Source organism: Paenibacillus sp. FSL K6-0276 (assembly GCF_037977235.1).
Classification (GTDB): Bacteria; Bacillota; Bacilli; order Paenibacillales; family Paenibacillaceae; genus Paenibacillus_AQ.
This window is the reverse complement of record NZ_CP150276.1, coordinates 1,762,602-1,781,694: the sequence shown is the minus strand read 5'-3', so window position 1 is coordinate 1,781,694 and position 19,093 is coordinate 1,762,602. Positions and strand designations below refer to the sequence as shown.

At 43.6% G+C, this 19,093-nt stretch carries 15 protein-coding genes and 1 riboswitch; of the genes, 3 read left to right on the top strand and 12 right to left on the bottom strand.

The genetic code is table 11. The features are described 5' to 3' along the window. Nucleotides 1–138 precede the first annotated feature (138 nt). Nucleotides 139–327, top strand: a complete 189-nt coding sequence (locus tag MHH52_RS08135) for a hypothetical protein (protein WP_313638492.1) — start codon at nucleotides 139–141, stop codon at nucleotides 325–327. A 92-nt stretch (nucleotides 328–419) separates the two neighbouring features. Here the strand turns inward: MHH52_RS08135 and mqnC are convergent, their stop codons facing one another. The 3 genes from mqnC to metA all read right to left on the bottom strand — a co-directional run bounded on the left by mqnC (nucleotide 420) and on the right by metA (nucleotide 3,953). Next, nucleotides 420–1,556, bottom strand: a complete 1,137-nt coding sequence (gene mqnC / locus MHH52_RS08130; RefSeq protein ID WP_313638491.1) for a cyclic dehypoxanthinyl futalosine synthase — start codon at nucleotides 1,554–1,556, stop codon at nucleotides 420–422. Nucleotides 1,557–1,824: 268 nt separating this feature from the next. Continuing rightward, entirely contained in the window at nucleotides 1,825–2,997 is a 1,173-nt protein-coding gene (locus tag MHH52_RS08125; RefSeq protein ID WP_313638490.1) for a PLP-dependent transferase, read from the bottom strand. A 35-nt stretch (nucleotides 2,998–3,032) separates the two neighbouring features. Next, nucleotides 3,033–3,953, bottom strand: a complete 921-nt coding sequence (metA, locus tag MHH52_RS08120; RefSeq protein WP_313638489.1) for a homoserine O-succinyltransferase — start codon at nucleotides 3,951–3,953, stop codon at nucleotides 3,033–3,035. A gap of 115 nt (nucleotides 3,954–4,068) precedes the next feature. Beyond that, nucleotides 4,069–4,199: riboswitch (SAM riboswitch) on the bottom strand. 396 nt (nucleotides 4,200–4,595) lie between these two features. On the opposite strand from metA, the gene corA reads away from it, so the two are divergent. Then, the gene (gene corA, locus MHH52_RS08115) at nucleotides 4,596–5,531 is read left to right on the top strand and encodes a magnesium/cobalt transporter CorA (protein WP_042125638.1); all 936 of its coding nucleotides are present in this window, start codon (nucleotides 4,596–4,598) and stop codon (nucleotides 5,529–5,531) included. An 86-nt stretch (nucleotides 5,532–5,617) separates the two neighbouring features. Here corA and MHH52_RS08110 read toward each other — a convergent pair whose 3' ends face one another. The 3 genes from MHH52_RS08110 to MHH52_RS08100 all read right to left on the bottom strand — a co-directional run bounded on the left by MHH52_RS08110 (nucleotide 5,618) and on the right by MHH52_RS08100 (nucleotide 8,920). Beyond that, nucleotides 5,618–6,634: an HRDC domain-containing protein gene (locus MHH52_RS08110; protein WP_313638488.1), complete on the bottom strand. Its 1,017-nt coding sequence runs from the start codon at nucleotides 6,632–6,634 to the stop codon at nucleotides 5,618–5,620. 212 nt (nucleotides 6,635–6,846) lie between these two features. Continuing rightward, nucleotides 6,847–7,728, bottom strand: coding sequence for an ROK family protein (locus MHH52_RS08105; protein WP_313638487.1), 882 nt, complete (start codon nucleotides 7,726–7,728; stop codon nucleotides 6,847–6,849). A 265-nt stretch (nucleotides 7,729–7,993) separates the two neighbouring features. Continuing rightward, nucleotides 7,994–8,920, bottom strand: coding sequence for a 5'-3' exonuclease H3TH domain-containing protein (locus tag MHH52_RS08100; protein ID WP_340007813.1), 927 nt, complete (start codon nucleotides 8,918–8,920; stop codon nucleotides 7,994–7,996). A 186-nt stretch (nucleotides 8,921–9,106) separates the two neighbouring features. Between MHH52_RS08100 and MHH52_RS08095 the strand changes: the two genes are divergently transcribed. After that, nucleotides 9,107–9,580 (top strand): ATP-binding protein, encoded by a 474-nt coding sequence (locus MHH52_RS08095; protein WP_313638485.1) that lies wholly within the window; start codon nucleotides 9,107–9,109, stop codon nucleotides 9,578–9,580. A 214-nt stretch (nucleotides 9,581–9,794) separates the two neighbouring features. Here the strand turns inward: MHH52_RS08095 and MHH52_RS08090 are convergent, their stop codons facing one another. From MHH52_RS08090 to MHH52_RS08065, 6 genes are all read right to left on the bottom strand, one after another. Then, on the bottom strand, nucleotides 9,795–12,725 hold the full coding sequence (locus MHH52_RS08090; RefSeq protein ID WP_340007812.1) for a hypothetical protein: 2,931 nt from the start codon (nucleotides 12,723–12,725) through the stop codon (nucleotides 9,795–9,797). 273 nt (nucleotides 12,726–12,998) lie between these two features. Continuing rightward, complete coding sequence (locus tag MHH52_RS08085; protein WP_313641775.1) at nucleotides 12,999–14,135, bottom strand: efflux RND transporter periplasmic adaptor subunit; 1,137 nt, start codon at nucleotides 14,133–14,135, stop codon at nucleotides 12,999–13,001. A gap of 21 nt (nucleotides 14,136–14,156) precedes the next feature. Further along, nucleotides 14,157–15,026 carry a carbohydrate ABC transporter permease gene (locus MHH52_RS08080; RefSeq protein WP_340007810.1) on the bottom strand — a complete coding sequence of 290 codons (870 nt, stop codon included), beginning with the start codon at nucleotides 15,024–15,026 and terminating at the stop codon, nucleotides 14,157–14,159. Nucleotides 15,027–15,043: 17 nt separating this feature from the next. Then, a complete protein-coding gene (locus MHH52_RS08075) occupies nucleotides 15,044–15,910 on the bottom strand; it encodes a sugar ABC transporter permease (RefSeq protein ID WP_313641776.1) in 867 nt (288 codons plus the stop codon). A 106-nt stretch (nucleotides 15,911–16,016) separates the two neighbouring features. Beyond that, nucleotides 16,017–17,444 (bottom strand): extracellular solute-binding protein, encoded by a 1,428-nt coding sequence (locus MHH52_RS08070; RefSeq protein WP_313641773.1) that lies wholly within the window; start codon nucleotides 17,442–17,444, stop codon nucleotides 16,017–16,019. 90 nt (nucleotides 17,445–17,534) lie between these two features. Then, nucleotides 17,535–18,917, bottom strand: coding sequence for an ABC transporter substrate-binding protein (locus tag MHH52_RS08065; protein WP_340007809.1), 1,383 nt, complete (start codon nucleotides 18,915–18,917; stop codon nucleotides 17,535–17,537). Between the last annotated feature and the right edge of the window lie 176 nt (nucleotides 18,918–19,093).

Sequence of the window (19,093 nt, the reverse complement as noted above, 5' to 3'; positions counted from 1 at the left end):
CCATAAGATATTCATTTGATATGAATATGATATCACTTTTGGATAATAATGTGTATACAAAATTGTAATAAATAATGAATTTTAGTCACCTGTAAATAAATGTTATAATCAACCAAAATCAACCTAGGAGGTCCTCTTATGTTTGATGATAATAACCCTAACCAATTTAATCGTTTACCAGACCCTGACGCAGCGAAAGCTAATTTTGATGTGAATCAAAGGAAACTTCATTCTGAAGGTTCACCCGGTTTTTGGAGCGAAGTTTCAAACCTTCTTATTGCTGTCGGAATCATTGCAGCAATTATTATTTTGATAAGAATATTCTAACTATTCACACACCAAAAACGCTTGTTTATCATTCATCCCTATAAGAGGATGAACAATAAACAAGCGTTAAATATATCCGTATAAATTTCGTATTAGTTCTGCATGATGAAATCATTATCAATCTTCGCATTAGCGTCATCGAACACCCGCAGAATATCGTAGCGCGTATTTCGTTGAGCAGGGATTTTGCCTGCTTCTCGAATCAATTGGGTAATGGACTCGATGTTGACCTTGTAAGTCGCGCCCGCAGAAGATACTACGTTCTCTTCAATCATTGTACTGCCGAAATCGTTGCAGCCATATTGAAGGGAAAGCTTACCAACTTCTGGCCCCATAGTTACCCAAGAGGACTGGAAGTTCTTGATGTTGTCTAGAACAAGACGACTAATGGCTACCGTCTTCAGATATTCCTCAGGCGATTGTCTATCCAACTTCAGGTTAGTATTGTCCGGTTGGAAAGTCCAAGAGATAAAGGCCAGGAAGCCCTCTGAATCATATTTGTTGGCAATACACTCGTCCTGAGCTTCGCGCACACGTAGTAAGTGCAGTGCCCGCTCCTCCATGCTCTCACCAAGTCCAATTACCATCGTAGCTGTCGTATTCATACCAACCTTATGTGCCGTCTGCATTACATCCATCCACTCGCGCCACGAGCCTTTAAGTCGGCTGATTTTGCGACGTGTACGGTCATCGAGAATTTCAGCGCCGCCACCTGGCAATGAGTCCAGACCAGCAGCATGGATTTCACGAACCACTTCTTCAAGGGATAATCCAGATACCTCTTTCATCTTCATAATCTCCGCTGGTGAGAAGGAATGCATTGTAATCTCAGGGAACCGTTGCTTAATTCCACGCAGTATATCTGTATAATAACTGAAAGGAAGATTAGGGTTCGTTCCGCCTTGCATCAGTATTTCTGTACCATTTACAGCAATGGTCTCAGCGATTTTTTGGTAGATCGTCTCATCCGGCAGTACATAGCCCTCATCCGATCCCGGTCTGCGATAAAATGCGCAGAAACGACAGTAGACATCACATACATTCGTATAGTTAATATTACGACCAATTACAAACGTGGCCATCGGGTCCGGATGCCAGCGTTCCATTATGGTGTTTGCAGCAGCACCCATTTTCTCAATTTCGTTGCTCTCGAACAGTCGGATGGTATCTTCCAATTGGAGACGTTCACCCCTTAGGGCTTTGTCCAAAATAAGATCTATCGCACTCATCGTTCGCATCCTCCTTTTAAACCCTTAGGGGTATTGGTAGAATCACAAAATCACAGGAAGAAAAGACGTTGTCTTCCTTTAAAGATGACAACCCTTCCTCGTAGAAATGAACAGTTCATTTTCTCATCGTATCACAATCTGAACAGCTTGAAAAATGCTTTTACGTTCTTCGCCAGATCCCATCCAGAAGAAAAGCAGCATCGCAATAAGCGATACTGCCAGTTATTCTCTATTTCTCGACTAACGCTCGATTGAAAGTAAATCCCGGTTATTCCGACTCAATTTCTGCCCTTGCTGCCTCCAGTGCGTGGCCAAGATCAGCAATCAAATCCTCCGCATGTTCAATACCGACGGAGAAGCGCAGCAAACGGTCATCTACACCCACAGCATTTCGAATTTCCACAGGAATATCAGCATGCGTTTGTACAGCCGGATAAGTCATAAGTGACTCTACGCCGCCAAGGCTCTCTGCGAATGCAATAAGACGAATGTGACGAAGTAGAGGCTCTACGTATCTGGCATCTTTTAATTTGAAAGAAAAAATCCCGGTATTGCCTGAGGATTGGCGATTCTGGATTTCAAATCCCGGATGATCTGGCAATCCTGGATGGAACACTTCCGCAATCGCTGGGTGCTCTAGTAAGTAGTGGGCAATCGCTAGTGCATTACTCTCGTGACGCTCCATTCGCAGCGCCAATGTCTTCAAGCCTCTCATCAACTGATAACTGTCCGTTGGTCCGAGCACAGCGCCAATAGAGTTATGTAGAATAGCTATTTCAGCTGATAATTCTACACCCTTAGATACAATTAGACCTGCCAGTACGTCATTATGACCCCCCAAATACTTAGAAGCGCTATGAACTACAATATCCGCACCTAATTCTATAGGCCGTTGGAAAAATGGTGTCAGCAGCGTATTATCTACAATGCTAAGCAGCCCATGGTGACTGGCCCAGGTGCATGCGGCTTCAATATCCGTGATCATCATAAGCGGATTCGTTGGCGTTTCAATGAATACAGCTTTCGTATTCGGACGACGCGTAGCTTCCAGTGCATCCAAATCATTCGTGTCTACATAAGAAGCAGTGATTCCAAACTTGGACAATATCCGTTCCAACAGACGATAGGTACCGCCGTAAAGATCCAGTGAAACGATCAGATGGTCACCTTGAGCGAACAAGGTAAGAACCGTTTGTATAGCTGCCATCCCTGAGCTACAAGCAAATCCTGCATCTCCAGATTCCAGTTCCGCAGCTGCATTCTCAAGCACTGAACGGGTCGGACTCTTGGTGCGGCTATAATCAAACCCTGTGCTCTGACCGAGTTTTGGATGACGAAATGCCGTTGCATTATAAATCGGAAAATTAATTGCTCCTGTGGCTGGATCTTCTTGAGAACCTATTTGAGCCAGTCTGCTTTCAATCCTAAGTTTGTCATCCATGATTAATGCCTCCTAATTTATAATGTAGCCTGTTATCAATAAACAATGGGGTCGATATCATAAGGCGTTTCTTGATATACATAGTAATTGAGCCAGTTAGAGAATAATAAATTGGCATGCGCGCGCCACACAGCTGGAGGTGTTCGATCTGGATCATCTTTAGGGAAGTAATGTTTCGGCAAAGCCATCTCCATCCCTCTTGTCACATCACGATCATATTCCCATTTCAAGGATAAAGGATCGTATTCGGAATGACCGGTCACAAATATTTGTTTACCGTCGTTTGTAGCCACTAGATACATACCAGCCTCTTCGGATTCCGCCAGAATCTGCAGATCTGGATTATTCTCAATATCTTCACGGGAGACATCGGTATGTCGGGAGTGTGGTACATGGAACACCTCGTCAAAGCCGCGCAACAATTTAATGTTATTTTGATTAATCGTATGAGCGAAGACGCCAAAGCATTTCTCAGGCAATGCCACTTTACGAACACCAAAATGATGATATAAGCCTGCCTGTGCCGCCCAACAAATATGCATGGTTGAAGTCACATTGTCCTTGCTCCATTCAAAAATCTCTTTCAGTTCTTCCCAATACGATACATCCTCGAACTCCAATTGCTCTACAGGAGCACCTGTAACGATTAAGCCATCCAAACGGCGGTGGCTGATCTCGTCAAAGGTTTTGTAAAAGCTCTTCAAATGTTCAGCAGAAGTATTCTTGGAAATATGGGAACGTGGATGCAGTAGCGTAACATCAACTTGTAGTGGCGAATTTCCAATTAAACGCAGCAATTGAGTCTCTGTCGTCTCTTTAGTCGGCATGAGGTTCAGAATAGCAATCCGTAGTGGACGGATATCCTGATGGAAAGCCTGACTATCGTCCATCACAAAAATATTTTCTCCGGATAGTACTTCTTTCGCGGGTAAACTGTCGGGAATTTTAATTGGCATTGTCTTTCCACTCCTTAGCTGAATTTAAGTTATTTTGCCGCACTGCGGCCTGCTGAACAATAAAAAGACCTTTCTCGGAAATCGAGAAAGGTCATATCTACAGTCATATGCGCCTCTCTCATCTGCCAGAATGATTCTGAAGACGTTTAGGCGTCAGCAGAAATTCCGCAAGAATTAGCACCGTGCGTTCACACGCCGGTTGCCGGGTTTCATAGGGCTAGTCCCTCCACCTGCTCTTGATAAGATTTAGCTGTATTCAATTAAATTACTTTAAAATCACTTTAAATCATGAACCTCCTTTTCGTCAAGTCCATACAATGCTGAAGGAGCCTCAAAATCACAATAAATTAGCTTGAAAGAGGCATACTCCGTTGTTATACTAGACAAGTATTTCATACCTGAACGAAAAGATGAGGTGAGAAGAAGGATGGAAGGCGACCCGAGCTCGCAATTAAGTGTACAGAATGAGCAACCACACAGGATAATCATCAGCTTGCCGGCGGCGGGAGCAGTTCTTCTTCATGCCCTCGAAACGTCATTTGGCCTTTTGTATTGATTGTAACCCCGGCCAAGCTGATTTTTTTCTCTGTGCTTAATTAGCAGTCCCTGGTGAAGACCTGGGGACAGGAGGAGTGGAATCAGATGAAAATCCGGCTGGTGAATGCAGGGGTTTTTACACCTATTGATGAAATTGATGAAACATTGACACCCCCAACGGAAGGGTTCTATTGGATTGACGCCGATGTAGAGGATTTGGAGCTGCTTCAGCCCTTGTTCAACCTACATGATCTAGCTGTTGAGGATTGCCTTAGCGAAGAGGATCAGCGTCCGAAGATCGAAATATACGAAAGTCACTACTTTATAGTTGTAAATAGCATCCGCTTTGATGATGAAGAAATTTTCCTACGGGCGCTCAATGTATTCCTTGGAAGACATTACATCATCACCGTAACGAAACAAAAGATCAATGAGCTGCGAATCTTGAAGCCTATGCTCTGGGAGCAAGAGGTAAGTGAACCGGATATGTTCCTTTACTTACTTATTGACCTTGTCGTGGACAATTATTTCTCCGTCGGCGACCGAATTGAAGCCCGGATTGAGAAGCTAGAAGAGGATATCCTCATGCACACCAAGAAGTCACATCTCAGCGAAATTATCGGTCTGCGAAGTGAAATTCTATGGTTGAAGAAGATGCTGGGACCACAAAAAGAGGTTATCAATACTCTGAATAAAAAAGACCTCCGTCTGATTGATGATCAGCTGCAGAAATATTTCAGCGATATTTATGAAAATGCGGTTAAAATATCTGAAACCTTTGAGACGTACCGCGATCTCATGGGCAACTTACGAGAGGCATACCAATCTAGTATCGCCAACCGCGCGAATGAAATTATGAGAGTGTTTACGGCGATCACAACAATATTCATGCCCCTGACCGTAATTACGGGAATCTATGGTATGAACTTTGATCATATGCCTGAGCTTCATACGAAATACGGCTATTATGGCGTTATAGGCGTTATGTTGACGCTGGGCTGTGGGATGCTGTATGTATTCCGCAAGAAGGAATGGCTATGAAACGAATCGGACGAATAAGCAAGACGAAGGCCCTGTAACCGTAAGGTATACGGAAGCCTTCGTCTTTTTGGTATGAGAAATCACAATTATAAACTAGTCGCTATACCCACTTTATGCGTTTGCTCTCGACGGAAACGGATGCGGATCAACCGCAGACGCTCATAATAAATATCCAATCCTTCAGCAGCGGAAAAATCCTCTCCATACACCTTATGTAACACCGGTTTTAGGAAGAGATCCCCGAGCTCGACATAAGCATTCCATACCGCTTCCTGCTCATTCTGCGGCATATAGCCAAGCTCTACGTCGATCAGTTTCTCCACAGAGTAACCTTCTCTTTCTAGTTCCTCTACGGCTTCAATCAGTTCACGGCGGTTCACTCCACTATTCACCTTAAGTTGTTCCAAACCCAATCCATTCTCGATTCCCTGCAGCAGAATCCGCTGTAAGCGCAGTCGTTCTAGTTGCTTCTTATATTTGACCTCTTTCTGTTTATAAAGCCAAGATACAAAAGACTCCTCTTCGATTACTTCGTGTACCCAATTCAGAGGAAAGGAATGTTCCCTTGCCACCGCAGTAGTTATAGCCAGCCAATCTTCCTCAAACTGTGTCACCTTTCCTTCTCCTACACCTGGAATTTGCAACAGTTCCTCTGGTGTATGCGGTAGAAACGTGCTTAACAAGCGCAACAGACGATTGCTGGCGAGAATATAGGGCGCCTTCCGTTCACTCGAAGCTTTTCCGCGGCGCCAAGTACATAACTCCTCATAAATGGCTTCATTTCCATGATGTTCGCTGTAATATTGAAGCTTCAACTGCTCCTGATTACGTCCAGTAAGACCATCTTTCTCGTGGAATATCCCATCTATCAAGGGTCGATAGCCATCTCCCATCTTCACTGCCAGCTCATGCCTGTATACACAGAGCATTTCATTCCATGAACCGCCTTCATACCATAAATTCTCGATGCAATTCTCTCCTCCTAAAAAATCACACCAGCCCAGACTCCAGATCCCTTCTTCCTCCCCAATCCACAACTGGGCGTACACCTCTTGATCCACTCCAGATATTCTCGATAAACGGTTCATAAATACAATTTGCATATTCATCCCTACCTTTCTCAACTTACAGCAAGCATAATAACCTTCCGGGCAGAGCCTCCTTCGGAGGGAGAGAATCTATTTCTCAATCAGACCCCGAAACGCAAAAAAGCACCTCTCTCACGATAAACGTGAAAGAGGTGCTCCCTCATTAAATGCTATACTGTTAGATTCTACAATACCATATATTACCTTACAGTCAATGTCTTTTTATACTAGTTTCTAGCTAAAGCCAATGTAGCCAATCCAATCGCTCCAGCAAGCCCTGCATTGTCTCCAAGACCCGGTGACACAACATAATTATCGATGTCGACATTAAGAGATGGATGCTGAACATAACCGTTCAACAGCTCTTGCAGCTTGGTACGAATTAACGGGAACAGGTGACTTTGCTTCATGACACCACCGCCCATTACTATTTTTTGAGGAGACAGAATCAGCACATAGTTCATGAGTGCATGTGCTAGATAGTGAGCTTCCATATCCCATGCCGGATGGTCCACCGGTAGCTCGCCTGCCGGTTGTCCCCAGCGTTTACCGATCCCCGGACCTGCGGCTAACCCTTCAAGGCAATCGCCATGATATGGACAGTAGCCCTCAAACGTATCTTCTGGATGTCTGCGAACTAGAATATGCCCCATTTCAGGATGAGACAATCCATGTACCATCTGGCCACCTACAACCGCTCCCGCTCCAATGCCTGTCCCAACCGTAATATAAAGGCAGCTGTCCAAACCTTTAGCCGCTCCCCATTTACTCTCAGCAAGCGCAGCACCATTCACATCCGTGTCAAATCCGATCGGCACATTAAATTGCTCAGCCATTGTACCCACCAGATTATATTGTCCCCAGTGAGGTTTTGGTGTCGTTGTTATATAGCCATAAGTAGGGCTGTCCAGCACAGGATCAATCGGTCCAAAAGATCCTATTCCGAAAGCTTCTACATTCTTCTCTCTAAAATAGTCTATCACTAGTCCCATCGTTTCTTCTGGAGTGGTAGTCGGAAAGCTCACACGGTCAATAATAGTACCGTCCTCATAACCAATCCCACATACAAACTTTGTTCCGCCTGCTTCAATCGCTCCCAATAGCTTCACAGCAATTATCTCCCTTTCTCTAGTTAGAAGTTAATACGCTACCCATACACCAATGAATAAAATCATTAAAAAAAGCAATTACCAGCCCTAATTATACGTCGAATGAAGCGCTATCACAACAAGTATAAACGCCTTCGGCGTCCTTATAAGGACGCCGAAGGCGTTTAAGCGAGAAATATAGGGATAATGTATAGCGTGAAACTTATACGTTCTTATATTTTAATAAAACTCTCTTCATGCCCCTTTGCATGAAGAGAGTTTATCCTTAACCCAAATCGCCTAACTCAATCTGTACAATTCCCCGTTCGTCCTGCACCTCAGCGATCAAATGCATCAGGCTGCCGAACTCCAGTTCTTGAAATTTGCGCGCGGCTGTTTCCCGCTGTAGTTGCCACAAGGCTTCCGTTAGCTCGCAGACCACCGGTACATCGCAACGGATTTCTGCTAGCTCTCGAGATAAATGCAGCATATCCAGATCTGCTTCGATTTTGGTACGCACACCTTTAGGAAGCAGATGCAGATTCTCAATTACACCTTCAACTGTGCCATATTCGGTCAATAGCTTCAGCGCAGTCTTCTCACCAATCCCTTTTACCCCTGGATAGTTGTCACTGGTATCACCCATGAAGCCCTTCAGGTCAATGACCTGTCTAGGGGTTAGACCTTTTTCTTCCAGCAACTCTGCAAGGTCATACACTTTATAGTTAGAGCGACCCTTTTTCATAATTACGACCTTAACGTTCTCATCGATGAGCTGAAGCATATCATGGTCACCCGTCAATATATATACCTCAGAATTATCACTGTACAAAGAAGCTAACGTACCAATGCAATCATCCGCTTCGTAACCAGCTAGTCCGATATTCGGCACCCCAAGCTCAGCTACTACATCTTTTACTAGATCGAACTGCGGAATCAGCTCTAATGGCGCTTCAATCCGATTCGATTTGTATCCATCGTACTTCTCTGTGCGGAACGTTCCTTTGCCCATATCCCAGCAGCATACGACATGAGATGGCTCAAATGTACTTACCGCATCGAAAAAATACTGCAAAAAACCATACACCGCATTTGTTGGCAATCCAGCTTTTGTCTTGCGAATATATCCTCCATAAGAGGTCGCATAAAAGGCCCGGAACAGCAGAGCCATTCCATCTACAAGCATTACCCGGCCCGTTGTTTCTGCTCTCATGTATAAACCTCTCCTTTAATCATTGTATTCATATTAAGCACTTGTCCAATCTATTGCACAAAGAATATTCTATCAGAAAATACTTGATCTGATAAGGGAGCATAAAGTTACTTTTTTGAACATGTCGGACCGGAATTCGAAAGCTTTGTCCTATCGCTATTAGGAACCCCAGCTGATTATATCAATTTGAATGGATATCAAAGTCTGCTGCTATTTCCCGAAACCCAAGCTTCCTCCCGCTTTTCCTATCGTGAAATGGCTCAGTTATTGTCCACATTTTATCGAACCACCCTGAATAAGGGCGACAATATGATCTTAGTCTCGGACGAAATTCTTAACATACAATCCTACATGAGTATTCAGCTCATCATGCACAGCAATAGCTTTGAGGTGGAATACCAAATAGATGAGGAGATTCTTACTTGCCACATGCCTAATCTAATGCTTCAGCCCCTCATTGAAAATGCCATTATTCATGGGATTGAAAACCGAGAAGAAGGCGGCGGAAAAATTAGCGTTTCAACAAAATGGGATAATCCGTGTATTGTTTTTCAAGTTAATGACAATGGAATTGGAATTACGCCAGAGCGACTTCCTCATTTACTAGTAACAAAATCTAATGTTATGGACTCAAAAATGAACATGACCGAGCCAAGCTGATGTATGGACCAGAGTATGGATTATCAATAAACAGTATTATCGAAGTTGGGACTCAAGTGACACTGAGAATTCCTATGGAGAAATAAACATCACTACGAATAAATTAAGACTAAGCATCACTACGAATACGGATTCTTACGATCGCTCTTACCCCAGATTTCTTTGAAGTATTTATACCATTATTGAAATCTGCGTATGCGCCTTCCTTGATGCTTTATTCGCTCGCGCCGCCGTTTCCTTTGCTTGAGCTCTCTTCATAAATCACTGGATACGCTTGGCTTCCAAGCAGCATTCTCCGCCCCTGGAACTCATCATACAGATTGATGCGAACTCCCCCTCCGCTTACATTTTTGCGGAAGTTGTTATTCAATGTAATGGAGTATGTTTTATTGCTGCCGATGGTCAAATCGGTGCCGAGTGTTAAAGTCTTCTCCGTGGATTGTCCGGTCGGGTCAATAATTTCCATAATGAGCTTGTGTTCATATTCGCCTGTCTCGTAATCGCCATTTCTGGAGAGATTATAATGAATAACGGTATTGAGCATGTCTTTCCCTCCACTAAGCGTAGCTTCTCCTCTCGTAATGGAGAGTTTATAAGGAAACAACTCCACATTTCCTAGACTCGTTGCTGGTTGTATAGCTCTAGGGCTAAGTGCTAATCCCACGGTATTGATCGATCCAATGACTGCCGTTGATTCTTCCCCAAGTTCTGTCAGCTTTCCGCCTGCTACACCTTCGCCGACATACAATACAAGCTGTGAAGTATTTACATTCAGCGGAAGCTTGCTCCAAACCGTAACCAGATTTTTTCCATTCGGGCTTGTTTTGTTGGACGATTGACTAACCTCTGCCTCAAAATACTCGTTATCCGGTGATTTATAGTAAGCAACCAGCTGCACCTGCTTGGATTGACGTGTTTCCTGACTGGCCATCTCCAGTTCCGTATAAATCAAATTGGAGCTGCTGTCATGGTAAACGGTAGTCATGCGTTCACGGACTTCCGCTTTCTTGCCCGGCGTATGGATGCGATAAGAGTCACCTACAGCAACCTGGTTCATCACATTGTTGAGCGCACGGGTATTTAGCGACAGAAACCTCGTGACGTCCTCTCCTGAAATTTCCTGCAGCTCAATTCGTAATTGATTAAAATTGTAGGAATACGGCACCTTGGCAAGCACATACATCTCTACGGTTTCATTAGGCGCCAGGGTCGTTTGATCATTCGGTACCACGATTTGGGCCGTACTGCTGAGATCCCGCATATCAGCATTAACTTTGGCTTTGAGTTCAGGCAGCTGTACGGTTAACGCTTTGGTGTTACGAATGCTGATACGGGCTGCAATTTGATCCCCATCTCCCCAAGGCAGCCGCTGATATGAACTCAGCTTTACGCCGAATGTACCATGATCGTTTTCCATGATGTTCTCCAACCCCAGATGATTTTTACCTTCTTGAGCATAAGGAATTTTATATCGGCCTGCCGGGAAGCTAAATTTCCCTTCCACCGCAGGCTCCGTTATTTGCAGCTGCAGCATGTTCTGTTTCACATGTAACGGCACATCCGCACTGAAATCAATGAGTTTCTCCTCCAGCGCCTTCAGCGTAACATTGTCGAGCGCCTTCGCATTCACCGGTATACTGTAGCCTTCAGCCGTTTGGATGGAAAGTTCATAAGCCGGCAGCTTCACTGATTTTTCACCGAGATTTTCAACGCGGAACTGAAGGTTCCACTTAGCGGTGTCGTTCTCGGCATAAACAGAAGCACTTTTCAACTGCGTTTCAATCGTTTGATGGTTAACGGATATTTTTTTGACAGCATAATCCGCCGCAGGCACATCAGCGGTAACAGCGGGTAGCTTGAAGGTTTTTACCGGTAACGTCATTTTCAAAGCTTCATCCTCCTGCGTGAATTGCATCGTCATATTGTCTGTTTTCAGATTGGACGGAACCTCTGTCTGATAATAAATCGTTCGTTTCTGTCCTGGCTGGATCTTGAAGCTGTTCCCTGTATCGTCCTCAGGAACAAGATCAAATACCGAGCCGCCAGCCGACTTCAGCTGTGCTTTATATCCAGGATCGCTTAGTACCCTCTTTCCTCCGTTTGCGAGATTAACCCCGACCTTCATATACACTTTTCCATTATGTTTCATTCGTTGCAAACTTTCCGCCTTGACCGTAACAGGCAGCTGTTTCATCATCAAATTTGCGCTTTTACCTGCAGCCACGGCGGTATCCGAAACTGCCGCTGGAAGCTTGAACGATTGCACCGGAAGATTTATTTTCAGAGCTTCGTCTTCTTGCGCGAGCTGCAATATCATACCAGTAGTCTTCATCGTGGAAGGAACCTCTGTCCAATAGTAGACAATTCTGCTCTCCTGAGGCTGCAGCTTAAAGCTCGTGCTGGCAGAATCGGGCAGAAGCTCAAATACCGAGCCGCCAGCCGACTTCAGATATGCTTTATATCCAGGATCGCTAAGTACCTTAGTTCCCCCATTCGCGAGCCTGAGCTCCAATTTTATATATACTTTTCCGTTGATTTTATACCTCTGCACAGTATCTGCCTTGGCCGTAACTGAAAGATTATTCATCTTAATCTTCTTACTCTTGCCTACAGGAACTACGGATGAGTACTGGGCCGGAATCGTGAAACCACCCAGCTTTTTCTCATAAGTGCCGCTGCTAAAATCCCATCCGAACATGGAAACCTTAATTCCGTTTACCTGTGCCGATTTTCCAATATTCACATAGTACGTCACGGATTGACTGCTATTCACAGGCACCGTTCTTTTACCAGCATCACTCGTAACTTCTTTTCCTTTTACGATTGCGCCACTCGGCGTGGAGACCTTGGAAAAATAATCGATAAGATCTATTCTACTGCCACTGTTATTACTGTAACGAAGCGTGTATGTGAGAATATTCCCGTCAGACTGAGCAAAAATATCCATATCCGTCAGCTTCACACTGACGCTCTGCTTCAATGTGACCGAGCTGAGTTTATCCAATGTCAGGCTAGACGTGGCTGCAGCAGTTTGGGAAACGGAAAAATCCGCTGCGAGTGCCCCGTACACGTCAAAGGAAACGAGTGGACTCAACATCGCGGCGCTTAGCACCATTACCATGCACGTCTTTTTTGGCCTATGCATAAATGTACCTCCCGATAAAAAAATAAAATCTATATTGGACTTTCCCTCTTCTGTGAAATAGGAATCAGCGTACGAATGTGGGCTGATTCCTGGTATCTTCCTATTCGTTTAAATAGGTTGTTACCCGATTCTGGATCAGCTTGGCTACTTCTTCTGCTGTTTTCCGTCCGCTTAAATACGCCAAAGACTCTTCACCGGCAATGTTTAACACTTTAACATCCAGTTCACGTATTGAACCGCGGATTGAACAAATTGTTTAAACACGTTTATTAGCTAGTGTAATCGAATCTTATCGCCTTCTTGTAGCGGATCACCGCTCTCCAAGATGATCTGTTGCTCCTCCATTAAACCCTCTATTGCCGATTGAGCTTCATTCGAATCAATGATCGTAATGTAGGTTTTGCTAACAAAAAAGCTGTTGCCTAGCGGTCCCATTCTTTCCTCCACGCCAAATACGTACGATTTGTCTCCTTCTTTGTGGATGGCTTTATTCGGCACTATGAGCATATCATTCACCGTTTTGATCAACTGGGTCTCTGCCAACTCCCCGCCCTTTAGCTCCTTATCCTCAATAGTAATAACCAGTTGATTCATAGCTTTGTAAGCAGGTGTGTTTCCATCGTTTCCTGATTCACTAAGTGGTTCGGTATCTTTAATAGCCTCAATTCTCCCCTCGACTTGTCTGGCATTACTGCCTCCTAATCGAACAATCAATCTTGCTCCTTTTTCTAGATCATCAATTAATGCCGTAGGAGCCGCAAACTCAAACTCAAAACCGAGGTTCACATTCGCGATAATAACATCAGATTCTCCTTCGTTAGAACCAAGCCCTTCTACTGCATTAACCTTCGTAACTACCCCGTCAAAAGGTGCAATCAATTCGCTATTTTCTTGCAAATCCTCCTGCAGTCTCTGAATTTTCCGTCCTTCAACATCGATGTCGATTTCGGTCTTCTTCATAGCACGCATAGTGCTTTCGATCGTCTGCTCATCCCCGCTTCTCGCAGCTTCCTTAAAACTATTTTGCTGTTCCTCTAACGTAAGATTTAACTGGCTAGAATATGCCTGCTCATCCTCTATCTGACGATGGGTAGTCTGTTGGTTGTAAACAACAAGTACCGCTCCTTTCTTAAAAGACTTGCCTTCCTTGGCATGAACCTTCTCAACTTTACCTCCCGCAGCGCCCGTTAAAGCCGCCTCCTCTCTCCACTTCACAATTCCCATACCTTGAAAAGTATGATTTAGCTCCCCTCTTCCCGCTGTTGTCATTACAACCTTAGGCAACGTTAACGCCATTAGAGTGTTGCTGAACAGCGTGAATGCAACGAGTAACAACATAAATAAGCCAAAGAAGATGCGAATCCTCCTTTTGCGTCCAGATACCGGTTCACTGGCAGATTGCATTTCCATTCATATCCCCCCGTAAATAGACTAGCCTTTAACTCCTGATAGCTGAATGCCCTGTACAAAATAAGATTCAGAATACAGATACAACACCACCATCGGAGTCATATATAAAACAGATGCAGCAAAGGCAATTCCCCTTGCCTCCTCATTAACGTGTGACAAATACAGCGACAACGGTTGTTTAAATGCATCTTCAAGAAAGATAAGCGGCTGCTCAACCATATTCCAATTATCAACGAATAATAGAACGACGAGCGCAGCAATACCGGGTTGAACAAGCGGGATAATAATTTGATAAAAAATTCTCAAATGGCTCGCCCCATCTATTTTGGCCGCTTCGATATAAGAATTAGGAATATGCATCAAGAACTGTCTGAGCATAAATACACCGAAAGCACTGAATATACCCGGCAATATAATTGCTGAGGTTGTATTCAAAAGCCCCAGCTTATCGGCAATGATATAATTGGGCACGAGTGTCACTTGAAATGGCATAAGCATAGTTACAACATATAGAAGGAACAACTTGTCTCGTCCCGGAAACCTCAACTTTGCAAACGCATAGGCAGCTAATGACGCAACCAGCACTTGAACAACAATAATTGGTACGACCATAAACACAGAATTCCAAAACATTTGGAGGAACACAGGTTTGTGAACCAGCACCTCCGCATATTGACGGAAAGATACCCAATCAGGAATCAGCTTTACATTAATAAATTCGTCCTTTTCCCCTGCTTCAATATTGATCAATTCGCCAATGAGATGATAGTTAAATTCGATTTCGGCCTCCGTCATGAATGAGTTGGAGACAGTGATCACTATCGGTAACAGCATCATCATGGCCAGCACACCCATAATTAATGATAGAGTAAGCTTACGAATGAAAGTCATTTTTCCCACCACCTTGCCTATTCCATGGAATCCCTCAAACGACGTTCGACAGCTAACATCATCATTACAAAAATAAGAATGCAGCCTACCATTAACACAGCAGCAGCAGTCAGCTTCTGAACATCGAGAGAAAGAAACATGTTGTTCATATAATGTTGCAACATATAAATACGGTCATGTGGATAATCGCCTGCAAGCAGATACGTTTCGCGAAACACTTTGAATGAATTAATAATAGACATCAGAACAACAAAAACCATCGTCGGGGTCAAATAAACGAGTGTAATATGGAACCATTTATGAATACTACTCGCTCCTTCGATATCTGCCGTTTCATAGTAGTCTTTGGGAATGCTCTGTAGCCCAGCTAGAAATAAAATGATGTTGTAGCCAATATTTTTCCACGTATATATGATGGCCAGCACACCAATTGACCACTCCGATTTCATCCAATCAATCCGCTCCAGACCGAAGTTCTGCAACCATGTATTTAAGGTGCCATTCCAGTCAAATAGCATTTGCCAGATCATAACGATAGATGCTACTGGTACGACAAGTGGCAATACAAAAGCAGTTTGTAGCCAATTCCGAAGAAATAACCTTTTGTTTAACAACTGAGCAAGCAACAACGACAACAAGATCATGAGGGGCACGCTCACACTTGTGAACAGAAACGTATTCGTTGCTGCCTTGCGGAAGGAAGAACTTGCAAGCAATGTATCGTAATTATCAAATCCAACAAATGAACCATCGACCGTACTATCCTGGAACGAATAAAGAAATCCCATGCCGAACGGAACGAGATAAAAGATTGAAAAACCGATCAGGCTTGGTGCCAGAAACAGAGCTGCAACGGTCCAGTCATGGTGCAGCTTGCCCCTTATTTTTCTACAGAAAAGATTGTCTTTCACCTTTATACCTCCTTCACCATTTCCGAAAAAGAGAATGAACCCTGCACCAACTGTTCAGGGCCCATCGCTATTTTCTTTCCTATTCGTTTAATACAGTGGTCACCCTGTTTTGAATAAGCCCTGCCACCGCTTCGGGCGATTTTTGCCCCATGAAATAAGCGTGGGACTCTTCTGTTATGATTTCATTGATTTTTGATTCCTTGAATTGTACGGGATACTTCGCGTTGACCAGAAACTTTTCCAGCTCGTCGATGTCCTCTTGCGTAATGTCATATACGACTCCTTTTAACGGTCCGATCGACTGATCAGACTCCACTTTTCCTTTTTCCAATGCCTTTTCGGCAATCAGTGCGTAGTTCTTTTTATTTAATGGAAATCCTGTACTGCTTGCTGCATCCTTCATCTCTTCAGACATCATAAATTTCAAGAAGTGCCACGCCTCTTCCTTAACTTCAGACTTCGCATTAAGGCCTACCGTTTGATATGTTCTAAAATAACCCCCTGCTTCCTGTCCGCTTCCATTCGGTCTTAAGTAAAGCTTAGACTTGAAATCAGAGTTATTCGGGTAAAATTGACTCTCCTTCAGCGCACGTACATAGTCGCCGGGGGAGTTGATTTGAGTTTCTCGAAAAATAACATTACTCGCTGCTAGATCAATAACTTTCTCATCCACTAAACGTTTTACTTCCTTAAGCAAATCGATAAAAGCAGTGGATTCAAAATTTGCCTTCCCGCTTTCTTGATCTACAAATGTAGCATACTGGTCGTTAACAAATTCACTAACATATTTACTAATTTTAAAATCCGCTGTAATTATACCTCCTGAACCACCTACAGCTAGCCCCGATGCTCCGCCGTTCACAGTCTCGCTAATTTCCTTCGTTGTGTTGGCAAATTGGCTCCAATCCCAATTGCTGTCGTCGACTTTTATGCCACTCTTCTCGATCATCGTTTCATTGCCAATAAGCCCGTAAACGAAAAAGCCCATTGGCATTCCGTATAATCCACCATTTACTTTGATTCCTTCAAAAATATTATTGAAATAGTCGTCCTTATTAAAAGTGTCGTCCTGATCCATCATAGTGCCCAAATTAGCTAGCAGCTTCTTGTTTACGTAGCTCTCGGTTGGCAATTGATCCATCTCAATCAGATCAGGTCCTTTACCCGATAACATTGCCGTTCCTATCGTTTTCTCGTACTTTTCCAGCTTAGCCGCAGCATCTGCATCCGTAGATTCAACATATTGAACATCGATTGTAATATGAGGGTACTTCGCTTCATATCTCTTCTTTGCTTCCAAGAAGAAATCCCCGTGATAAAAGGTAGAAACAACGATCGTTTTTTGCTCCGTGTTGATCTTCTTGCCATCTTTCCCTGCCGAAGTGTCTCCTTTTCCCTCTGTAGATGTATTTGTTTCTCTTCCGCTACCATTACTCGGGCTGCTACACGCAGTAACGATAACCATAACCATAACCATTGCCATTAAAAAAACGGTAGATTTTTTCACGTTTGTTCTCCCTTTATCTTTCATGAGGATTGACTAGCATTAATAGATTTAGCCTCTTCGTTCCACAGCTTTACTCCATGCCGCTGCTCCTTATTCATTTAAATAGATCATTATCCGGTTCTGTATGAGCTTAGCGGTGGCTTCGGCAGATTTCTGGCCAGTGAAGAATGCTTTCGCTTCCTCTGCGATGATCGTTGGAAGCATGTTGTGCTCGTCATTGTATCCATAATTTCTTAAACGAGCCTCAGATACCATTTCCTTAAATGGTTGAAGATTCTCTTCGGATGCTTCAATGGCCTTGCCAGCCTTAGGATGACTAACGACCCCTTGCTTCACTAAATCTTTAATAGCTTTATCATTGACCGCCTTATTTATAGAAATACTGGTTAGCTCCGGGAAGGACGACTGCATCTCTTCCGACATTAAGAACTTCATGAAATTCCACGCTTCCCCTTTGACCGTAGAATTTGCATTCATCGCTAGCTCTCTGGTCACGCTAAAGGATACACCTGATTGTTGGTCGGCTGAATGCGGCTTTTGATAGATTTTTCCGTTATCATAATATAAGCTGCGACGTAGAAGATAATCCGAAGGGGAAGTGATTAAAGATAACGTGAAATTGGTTTTTTGCGAATCAACGAAATCCGACTTTATAACTTTGTCGTCATACAATGATTTCACTTGCTTAAGCAAATCTATAAAAAACGCGGAGTCAAAAGATGCCGTTCGCCCATTGAGCAATTTGGCATAATTGTCGGATACAAGGTTATTTAACAGCAGTTCCGGGGACCGATTTCCCATAGAGACGGAATGCCCTCCCTTATTAGCCAACTCTTTGCTTATTTCTGCGAACTCACTCCATATCCAGTTCTTATCATCGATGGTGACACCAGCATTCTCGATATTTGCAGCATCCCCAAACAAAGCTTCAATGTAAAATTGTAAAGGAAGGGTATAAATACCGTCATTCATTCGGGAATTTTCAACAATATTCATTTGGTACAGGCTAGGATCAAATGTTTTATCCCTCTTCATTAGCTCCTCTAAATTAACGAAAGCCTTTTTGTTAACATACTTATCAATGGGCAGGGGAATAGTCGAAACAGCATATAAATCCGCTCCCTTACCTGATAAAACCTCCGTAGTGATCTGTTTGATATATCTTTCTCCTTCAGCAGGGTTCATCATTGCCCCCTCAGTAGGAAACTCCTTGAACTGAATCGTCGTATTCGGATGCTGGGCTTCGTATTTCTGCTTCGCTTGCAGGTAGAAATCGTCTGCTGAAAGCATAGATACAACAACGGTTTTCTTGCCGTCCTTCGTTTCATCAACCGGCATTCCTTCTTTGTCTTGATTATTGCTGCTGGTACTACCAGTCGTCTGCGCTCCCCCCGCATTGTCGCCAGCAGGGGTACTACAAGCAGAGACCATGACCGTATTAAACGTGAATAGGATTAACATAGCTTTTCTCATTGTTTATCTTCCTTCCCATAATTCTATCTCTCCGCGCTACTCCATCAGTATAGTGCAGAGATATATGAGTAGTTAGATAGACTTGTATAGAAGTTGTAAAAACAAACAAAGAACCGTCAGGGATAAATTGTTCCCTGACGGTCCTTTGTTTGCACTCCTAAAAACTGCAGGTTGGT